The sequence below is a fragment of the Methanococcoides sp. genome (assembly GCF_030594565.1).
GTDB classification, from domain to species: Archaea; Halobacteriota; Methanosarcinia; order Methanosarcinales; family Methanosarcinaceae; genus Methanococcoides; species Methanococcoides seepicolus.
Genome location: NZ_JAUVEY010000091.1, coordinates 1 through 9,096 on the forward strand (window position 1 = coordinate 1; position 9,096 = coordinate 9,096).

Sequence of the window (9,096 nt, forward strand, 5' to 3'; positions counted from 1 at the left end):
TCCATTCCAACCACACCGTCCATAACTGCAAGATGAGGTTTAATGATAGAGTATATGTCCACAACTGCCTCTCCGAAAAGGTCACGATCTTCCAGGAAATGTGCTTGTTTGCGGTTTTTCCGGGGAATGGTGCCGAATAAGTTTTTGACCGCACCTGTGTAGAGTGTGAGCTCATGGGTCTTGAGCTTTGGAAGCGAGATGATTACATCAGCTTCGAGTACTGTTTTTGCTATATACAGACGCGAAAGCTGTCTGGCATCGGGAACATCGACCTCTACAAAACCCGATGTCTCGAAATTGATGACCTCTGCCCCGCAACTGCACGCAGCATCTTCAATGCCTGATACCTTAAGTGCTTCCGCGGTGGCAGTGGAATTGGGTCTTACAATTCCTGATCCATCTCCTACAATAGGGATACCGCCCACATCAGATACCAGTTCACACATTGCCGATACCACTGCTGGGTGGGTGTTGACGGAATCCTCCGGAGGGCGAATAGCAAGTATATTAGGTTTAAGCAGTACACGGTTACCCGGAGCTATGATCGTCTCAAGACCACCGATCAGATCGAGTGCTTCTTTAATCGCATCTTTTACATTTGAATAATCGCAGCAATGTACGATGGAGACTCTGTTTTTCATGACCATACATTTAGTTTACCGGTTAAATTGTTTTTGATCCTTAAGAATATAGATGCAACGACTACGACAGTCTGATATTGATCACAATCACATCATCTGACAGCCATCCACCACAATGACCTCTCCGCTGACATAATTCCCAAGGTCAGAACTTAAAAACAATACCACCTTTGCGACATCTTCCGGAGTACCGATCCGTTCAAGTGCAGTATTGGATACTATTTTCTCTCGAATATCAGGTTTGATATCTTTGATCAGGTCAGTCTCAATAAGGCCAGGTGCAATAGCATTGACCGTTATCCCATATCTGCCCAGTTCCTTTGCCGCGGATCTTGTAAATCCGTTCACTGCAGCCTTGCTTGCCGAATGTATTGTCTGCCCTGCATACCCATGGAGTCCTATGGTGGACGATAGATTGATAATCCTTCCGAATCTTTGCTTTCTCATCATGTTCGATGCATATCTGGTGCACAGGAATGTTCCTTTCAGGTTGACACCGATAGTATGGTCGAACTGTTCCATATTAGTCAGCATCAGAAGGTTGTTTTGCATGATCCCTGCATTGTTAACAAGCACATCGAGCCTGGAATGTTTCTCCTTAATAGACCAGAACATGGCCTTGATCTCGTCTTCGGATGAGATATCGGCCTTGATCATTGAAGCATTAAGCCCCTTGCTACAGATTAGGTCCACCAGTTCAACTGCTTTTCCCTCACTCCTGTTGTAGTTGATGATTACATGTGCATGGTTCTCTGCTGCCAGCAAGGCTGTAGCTCTTCCAATCCCTCGACTTGCCCCTGTGACCAATACCACTTTGCCGGTAAGCATTTTTCTCCTGTGTTTCAGCTGTCAGGATAACAGATAGGTGGAGCTGCCCGCACATATGCGGTGGTGTTTCTTATTCTGTTGATGTGTCTCTGGGTCTTATATATAGTCTCTCCGGACAGCCCGGTATTCTTTTCAATCACCTCTACAGACAGTTGATGTTCCTGTGCATACAATAATTGATCAAGGATGTGGATGGGCATGCGCCAGTAGAAGTCCTCATCAGAGGTGTAATGGCTCCATGTGTCAGCGCTTGGCGGCCGTTGTATAATCGTTTCATTGACGTTGAGATGTTTTGCAAGAGCATAGACCTGGGTCTTATAACAATCTCCCAGGGGTTCAATGTCCACACCACCGTCCCCGTATTTCACGAACTGGCCTAGGGCAATTTCTGTCTTGTTGGTTGTACCGCAAACAATATAGTTCATCTTCTCGGCATACATATACTGGACTAGCATTCTGGACCGTTGTTTGACGTTCTGCAATCCGATCAGTTCCAGATAATCGCTTGCTTTCAACCTGTGCTTTGCAATCGTTTCATCGTCTTTTACCAACTGTATGTATGGAACATTCAACAAATCCTGATTCAGCAGATCAGGCAACACCAGTGATGTTTTGTGGATATGGGGGTCATATTCCGGGCAGGTTCTCTGTATGATCTGTTCTTTCTTATCATAGATGGCCAGTGATTCAAGTATGGGGGAGATGGATACCTTTTCATACGGCACACCCAGGGTTTCGCAGATATCTGCTCCAAGAGATGCACTGGACGTAGCTGATTCTTTTTCCGGAAGGAGCAGGCCGTATACATTATCATTTCCCAGTTCCTGTACAGCAAGTGTAAGAGTAACAGCTGAATCAATGCCTCCTGAGACTCCTATGACCACTCCCTTTTTCTTAAAACCCGCAATCTGATCTTTGATAAAGATCCTGATCGTTTCGGCCATCTTTCCAGCATTTCTGTTCAGTTCATCGATTATCTGCATGGTATCACTCTCCTTATAACATATTTCATGAATTTTTCACCTTTATTTTAAGTTTCTTTGCAGCTTCCTTTATCAGTGGTAGCGATAGCTCACGATGAAGTTTTTCCAATCCTTCCTCCCTGGACATATCTCCACTTCGGACAATTCCCGCTATGTCAAATGCATACGGATGTATATCATATTTTTCCAGATGGTTGTAACAGGCAAAGGAATTCAATGTACAGTTGGTCGAATTGCTGTCATTAATATCCGGAGGATTCCAGCCGATTTCCACAATGGTCTCCAGGATCATATCTTCATCATAATCCCATAGGCATAGAGGATGCAGCATGATTGGAGTATCCTCACCTACATTTTCAATAACGTCTTTTTTGATCAAGAACACCTCATCTCTGTCATCGATACCTATCTTTTGAAGCTGTTTTTCAAAAAGGTTTCTGGACCACTTTATAAGATTGGCCGGCAAGTTGATTATGGGATTTTGGGACTGTCCTGATGTGAAGGCAAACATAATGAAAGGTACTTTCTGAACGATGGCCTCTTCTATCAGTTTTTGTTTAATGATACTGATGCAGGTGTTGCATATGTCACTGGCTCTATATTTGGCAATATTCGAAAACGCATCGTAGGATTCAGCGGCTTTTCTAAACGTGTCATATAGTACCTCCTTTTCCATGGTCAGTTTGAAATAATCACTGCCTGTGATCTCACACATTTTTTTAGCATTCACTATTGCGCGATCAGATATGAAGCCGTTATCGAACTGGACAGCCAGAACCTTCAAAAAGGGATACTCCTTTTTGAGTTTGTAGAGCGTGTATGAAGAGTCCTTCCCACCTGAAAGTGCAAAGATCACGTCGTATTTACCTCTGCCCTTATATTCCTCAAAGAGTTCTTCCATCCGGGCCAGATATCCCTCCTTTTCCTGTGGGGACATTGGGATATATGTTTCGCAGAAATGACATAGACCACTGTCCTCATTGATCGTTATGTCTGGAATATCCGAATCCAGAACACATTTCTTACATACTTTTTTTGACATTTTGGTATTCCTCTATGATAGATCGATTTGAAATCTTCCTGTTCTCGCTCAAAAAGAGATCATCGATGGTGAGTATCTCCCGGGGGTATAGGTAACCAGGCAGGCTCTTCCGGCAGAATGCAAACAGGGTATCGACTTCTGTCCCTGCTTTCGGTATGACCATGAGGCTGATCGCAGTTCCCATAAGCTCGTGGGTCACCGGTACTACAAAAACCCTGGAGACCTCATTGTTGTTCTCTATGATTTGTTCAACTTCTCTTGGATTCACACGATGATCGCCTATTTTAATAAGATCATCCTTACGTCCCAGCAGTTTGAAGTACCCATTGGATAACTTCTGTGCCAGATCCCCGGTGTGCATCCATCCGTTGATGATCTTCTTCTTAGTAGCATTCTCATCATCCAGATAACCCAGTAGTATATTGTCTCCTCTGGCAACCAGTTCACCTGTGATATTCGGTTTGACTGGCCTCCTGTTGGCATCGAATACGTCCAGCGTGACTCCTGGAATCGGTTTGCCTATTGTATCTGCGAAATCCTTCAAATCCTCTGTTGGTAAGTAGGCCAGCCGTGCTGTGGCTTCGGTCTGGCCATACATTAGCAGTATCTTTGTATCAGGAGTTAATTGCATTATACTTATCACAGTGGGCTTATCCATACTCCCACCTGCGGATGCAGCAATCCTGACATTCCCAAATGCTTTTTTGAACCTCTCTGAGTATTGAAGAAGTATACGATAGGTACTGGGAACTCCATAGAATATGGATACTCCTGATTCTACCAGATTGAAAACCGATCCTACAAAGTTCATGGTCCCCATCCTGATGGATCCACCAACCATAAAATGGGAATCGATTATGGAATTTCCAAAAGCATGGTGTGGGGATATTACCAGCGCTGCCTTATCTTTAGGGATTATGCCAAGTATCTCTATTATAGACTCTGCATTAGCTATCAGGTTTTTATCACTTAACATGACACCTTTTTGAGTGCCTGTTGTACCGGACGTGTACAGTACCAGCCTCAGGTCTGGATTATTTTTCTCGCTTGCTATTTTTTTGCGCAAGTATTTTACGGAAGTATCATTTGAAACAACGATCACGGTTCCAAAACGCTCAAATAAATCCTCTCCAAACCTTGAATACTGTGTTTCTGTTGTAATTATGTTATTGATATGGGCACTTTCAATGATTCGTTCCAGGCTAAACATCGGTAATTCGAATGGCAAGGGTATTGCGATATTGGCTGACCGATATACTGCCATGAGCATCTTTACATATTGTATACCCGGTTCAGCCAGTATTGCAAATCTACAATGCTCAAAGTCCATCATGGATGAAGCAATGTTGTTTATATCCTTATCAAGAGATATGTAGGAAATTGAGTTGTTACCTTCTTCCAGGGCAATCTGGTGAGGGGTTTTTCTGGCATATTCTGTGAGATAGGTATCAATTCTCATAATCTTACTTTGTTAATTTGACAATTAGGTCTGTGATCCCTTGTAATGAGTCAAAATATTCCGGGGTTAACATATCTTCAGGAATTTCTATGGAATATTTTTCACAGATATAATCCATAAGTTCAAGTATACCGATCGAATCCATGATGCCGTTCTGGGTAAGAGAATCATTATCATTCAAGCGAGTAGTACTGTCCATAAAAGAGCTGTTTTTCAGGTAGTCAAGTATATCATTTTTTATATGTTCCATGTGGTCTTAGCACCCCTACTTTCTTTTTAAGAATCTATCATCACGAACACTACACATCTTTGTCTATTATTGCACATCATAATATCAATACCTTTGCTACATCTGCAGTGAAAATAATATAATTTTTATAATATAACCTTATCCCGAACTTTATTTAAATCTAACGATTTGTTATTTACTAACCAATCAATTTTTAATATGAAATCATATACATTCTTATGGGTCGGAATGTGCCATCATAGCTTTAATTGAAAAGCAGTTTTTATCGAAAGATTGAGCAATCTGCAGATAAATATTGAAAAAAAACACTGGTTTTTGGTCAGGGCAATAGCTCCAAGGTAAATATATGGGATTTATATTGTTTCATTTTGATTTGCAATAATCCTGCTGAAATTTCATGTCAGGCGATTTTCTTAAGGCGACTTATATTGATCGTGTGCTGATCCGAATCAGTAATGGTAGCAAGTATATATTTATTGTTTATAATATAGCTTGAATGGCAGACACTGTTAAGATCCAATTCTTTACTGAAATTGGAAAATATGCTTTTATTCGAAAACTTACAATACGCTTCTTTCAGGGCCCATATCGTTAAAAGATCGAGATCATTCATGGACCTGTCGGTATCTAAAGGTGTTGTGCGCAGGTATTTTGAAATATTTGTAAGAGATCGCAATCTCATAAGCTCAACATCAACACCTATCTCGACCTTTGAGATTGTCAGGGTAGCAATATTTTCAGTATAAGAAATACAGATGTGAATATCTTTATGATTGCGCACATGGACTTTTCCATTTTCGTCCTTATACAGAACTATGTCAGATACTAATCGCTCTTTGAGAAGATGACGCAGAATATACTTCAGGATCATTCTGGAGGTGGTATATCTTTTTTTAAAATACTTGGTTTGTAATCCTTCCAAATGTTTTATTTCGGTGTCATCCAGATAATCTACACTCACTGTATCATAGTCATTCATATCAATTATAAGGATCAGAATATCATTTTGTGCCCATAAGTGAGGTATATGTTCCAGAGAAATGATGGATGATATCGTTATATATTCTACGTCCATGCCAGTTCCCGATATATCTATTATTAGAACCAGTATATAACACCCAGTATGGACAGGTAATCCCTAAAGCTATGGCGTCAACCTAACTTCTGTACAAATAAAATTAGACAGCCACGTGTTAACATTCTCATCCGACACGTCATTAAACTCATCCTCAACAATTGCAACAAATTCCCACAGGATTTCAGGTCTTTTCACATCAGATTTAATCAAGGGACATTGTGGAAACTTTCTTATCAATCGCCTTGCTTCCTGAAGTTCTTCATCTGTAACATTTTGTAATTCCCTAACAAAATCATCCACATCACCCAAAACAGTCTTAACATACTCTTCATTTTCAAGATTAGACAAAACAGCAAGAAGAGCCCCATACTTTGTCATTTCTTTAGTCGTCTTACTTCTTCCTGTACGTCTTCGAATATGCATTCTACTCCACCGATGGTTCAACTCCTCAAGTGCATTATGTCTAACTACATCCAAAATCTCCCCCTCATTGTTCATAACTTTCACAAACAGTTCATCCATGTGACTTTGACAGTTTTCATAGATTTTTTCAGAAACCATCCTCAAATCGCCGCCAATCTTTCTACCTTCACCCTTAATTTTCATCATTGCCTCAATTGTTTTTCCCTTGAGTTTATCAGCATTAGTCGGTAAATTATTCTGTTCTTTTCCACTGAATTCACGACTCACTCGCAACACGCTCCGAATCTCTTCAAACCATCCCCAGATATGTCCAATCTTCGTAAAATACAATTTTACATCCTTGTCATCGACCAATTTTTTCAAATACGCATCAAACTTCAAAACCACACTAACTCCAAAGTTGTGTCTGGCATTCCACATCACAATCTTCCGGGTCATGCTCGTAATCTCCATCACACGGTTCATTACCTCTAAATACGGCAGCACAAAAGGATAGTCAGACCGGCGTTCTCTTGGATAAAGTATGTATTCGATTGCGAGCATGACCCAATAGTGTTCTGCAGCCACTATTTTGTTTTTTGACGTGGTTCCCTCAAAACACTTCTTTTTTAGAGACAGGAACTTGTGAAGAACTTTGGTGTTTATCATTTTATTTCGCAATGCTTTGTAACGATGTTTGAACAGAATATCGCCAAGGTTTCGAATAAAATGAGAATGACATATCTGGTGCAATACCCCTGGGAAAACTTCAGATGCCGCTTTAGAGATCTCCTTTGACATATCCCTAATAACTACAAGCGGCGTTCCATAAGTGTCTTTTATATGTTGAAGAAATGGTTTGATATAGTGCCTACTTTCAGATGGCATAATCCAGCTGTCTATCGTAATCTCTGTCATTCCCTCTTTAGCTGTGAAAGTAATTTCGTCCCCTGCTTCAGCACTTCCATCCAGATGAAGAATAAATCCTTTATTTGTCTCGAATAATTCTTTCATCTGAGAACTATGTTTTTTGTGAAGAATATAGAATCGAAGAAGAAATTCTTCCGACAATCTGGATATCTCACCGGTCGAGATTTGGATTCCTCTTGCTCCAAGAAGTAACTGGATTTCTTCTCGTTGATAGTTGAAAAACCACCGGAGATATCCGATTGCCGCCATTACTTTTGTGTCAAAGGTTCTTCGCGGCAAACATATTTTATTCAGGAATGAGAGATTTTCGCTGTTGATTACACCGTGTTTTTCACAATATTTTATGCGGATGCTTAATTTTCGTTTGCCTGAAAGCGTTTTTATGGGTCTTGTGTATGTTGTCTGTGTTTTTGGATTATTTTTGCATTTTAGGCATTGTGTTGGGTTTTTTATTTTGAGTTCTTCTTGTAATATAGGGAGATGGAGTACGTTTTTTTTAAAAAATCGTAGTGAATACCTAGTCGCTTAAGGTCTGCCTTTTTCACCGGCTGACCCATATTTTCTAACATCTCAAAGAGGTCATTCGGTGTGAGTGAACCTTGCATTAACCGCAAAGATAGGTATGAAAAATGGGTTGGTTCGATTGCTATGTTTGTTGGATTTTCGGGGTCGGTACCCAATGATCGGATGTGTTTTTGAACACATTTCCCATCAATCCATTGATTCTAAACTTCTGCATAGTAAGTTTTTCCACGTTGCTTTATTTTTCTGATGAATGTCATACATAGTGTAATGTTACACTAGGATATTACACTATCGGTTTGTGATAAAATAACTCAAAATAAAGGGCAAGAAAGGCAATTTATAAACGATTTAGATGTAAGAAAAAAAGAAGCCATATTGACGCCATAGCCCTAAAGAATTCAATGAACCTTTGTGTTATATAGTATCTTACGATTTTGGAGTGCACCCCAAATAACGGACAAGTAGTTAAGCAACTTTTACCTTTGGGGTGTACATATGAAACAAAGACGAACCTATACACGAGAATTCAAAGTTAAGGTAACAATCTCTTTGCGCTCTTTGCGACCTTTGCGGTGAGTTATTCACAGACCAGAACTACATTTTAGCTTCACTTCATTTGATGCTCGTTTTTATCTCCTCTCCCAATCCCCTTATACACAAACCCCGCACCAATGAACCCATCCGCATCTACCACATTCCTTCCATCCACAATAACCGGATGTTCCTGCCACATCAACCCCTTCAACACCCCGGCATCCAGTGAGAAGTACTCATCATGCCCCGTCAATATAGCAACTACATCAGCCCCCCTCACAACATCGGATAGCTCATGGGAAATATCCACACCCGGATAATCCAGCACATGGGGGTCATGCACATCCACCGTGCACCCGGCATCAATAAGCAAATCCCTGTACGGCTCAGACGGCGGGTTCCTGGCATCATCCGAATTACTGAT

9 protein-coding genes are annotated in these 9,096 nt (G+C 40.8%); all 9 read right to left on the reverse strand.

Features of this window, described 5'->3' with window-relative positions; translation table 11 throughout:
• Positions 1–641 (reverse strand): DUF362 domain-containing protein (locus QAS77_RS08270; protein ID WP_305064882.1); only part of this gene is annotated, 641 nt, incomplete at its 3' end.
• 87 nt (positions 642–728) lie between these two features.
• Entirely contained in the window at positions 729–1,469 is a 741-nt protein-coding gene (locus tag QAS77_RS08275) for a 3-oxoacyl-ACP reductase family protein (RefSeq protein WP_305064884.1), read from the reverse strand.
• Between the two features lie 14 nt (positions 1,470–1,483).
• Positions 1,484–2,452 (reverse strand): NAD(+) synthase, encoded by a 969-nt coding sequence (gene nadE, locus QAS77_RS08280; RefSeq protein WP_305064886.1) that lies wholly within the window; start codon positions 2,450–2,452, stop codon positions 1,484–1,486.
• A 25-nt stretch (positions 2,453–2,477) separates the two neighbouring features.
• Positions 2,478–3,494 (reverse strand): hypothetical protein, encoded by a 1,017-nt coding sequence (locus tag QAS77_RS08285; protein WP_305064888.1) that lies wholly within the window; start codon positions 3,492–3,494, stop codon positions 2,478–2,480.
• On the reverse strand, positions 3,475–4,953 hold the full coding sequence (locus QAS77_RS08290) for a class I adenylate-forming enzyme family protein (RefSeq protein WP_305064890.1): 1,479 nt from the start codon (positions 4,951–4,953) through the stop codon (positions 3,475–3,477). The genes QAS77_RS08285 and QAS77_RS08290 overlap by 20 nt, the downstream gene beginning before the upstream one ends.
• Before the next feature lie 4 nt (positions 4,954–4,957).
• Positions 4,958–5,203 (reverse strand): acyl carrier protein, encoded by a 246-nt coding sequence (locus QAS77_RS08295; RefSeq protein WP_305064892.1) that lies wholly within the window; start codon positions 5,201–5,203, stop codon positions 4,958–4,960.
• A 400-nt stretch (positions 5,204–5,603) separates the two neighbouring features.
• Positions 5,604–6,278, reverse strand: a complete 675-nt coding sequence (locus QAS77_RS08300) for a 4'-phosphopantetheinyl transferase family protein (RefSeq protein WP_305064894.1) — start codon at positions 6,276–6,278, stop codon at positions 5,604–5,606.
• A gap of 69 nt (positions 6,279–6,347) precedes the next feature.
• Complete coding sequence (locus tag QAS77_RS08305; RefSeq protein ID WP_305064896.1) at positions 6,348–7,862, reverse strand: transposase; 1,515 nt, start codon at positions 7,860–7,862, stop codon at positions 6,348–6,350.
• A gap of 883 nt (positions 7,863–8,745) precedes the next feature.
• The coding region (locus QAS77_RS08310; protein ID WP_305064897.1) for a UDP binding domain-containing protein at positions 8,746–9,096 on the reverse strand (351 nt) is incomplete at its 5' end.

Bases quoted from the DNA above. Each gene is read 5' to 3' on its own strand.
- QAS77_RS08275 (WP_305064884.1), bottom strand. From the start codon at position 1,469: ATGCTTACCGGCAAAGTGGTATTGGTCACAGGGGCAAGTCGAGGGATT.
- nadE (WP_305064886.1), bottom strand. From the start codon at position 2,452: ATGCAGATAATCGATGAACTGAACAGAAATGCTGGAAAGATGGCCGAA.
- QAS77_RS08285 (WP_305064888.1), bottom strand. From the start codon at position 3,494: ATGTCAAAAAAAGTATGTAAGAAATGTGTTCTGGATTCGGATATTCCA.
- QAS77_RS08290 (WP_305064890.1), bottom strand. From the start codon at position 4,953: ATGAGAATTGATACCTATCTCACAGAATATGCCAGAAAAACCCCTCAC.
- QAS77_RS08295 (WP_305064892.1), bottom strand. From the start codon at position 5,203: ATGGAACATATAAAAAATGATATACTTGACTACCTGAAAAACAGCTCT.
- QAS77_RS08300 (WP_305064894.1), bottom strand. From the start codon at position 6,278: ATGGACGTAGAATATATAACGATATCATCCATCATTTCTCTGGAACAT.
- QAS77_RS08305 (WP_305064896.1), bottom strand. From the start codon at position 7,862: ATGGCGGCAATCGGATATCTCCGGTGGTTTTTCAACTATCAACGAGAA.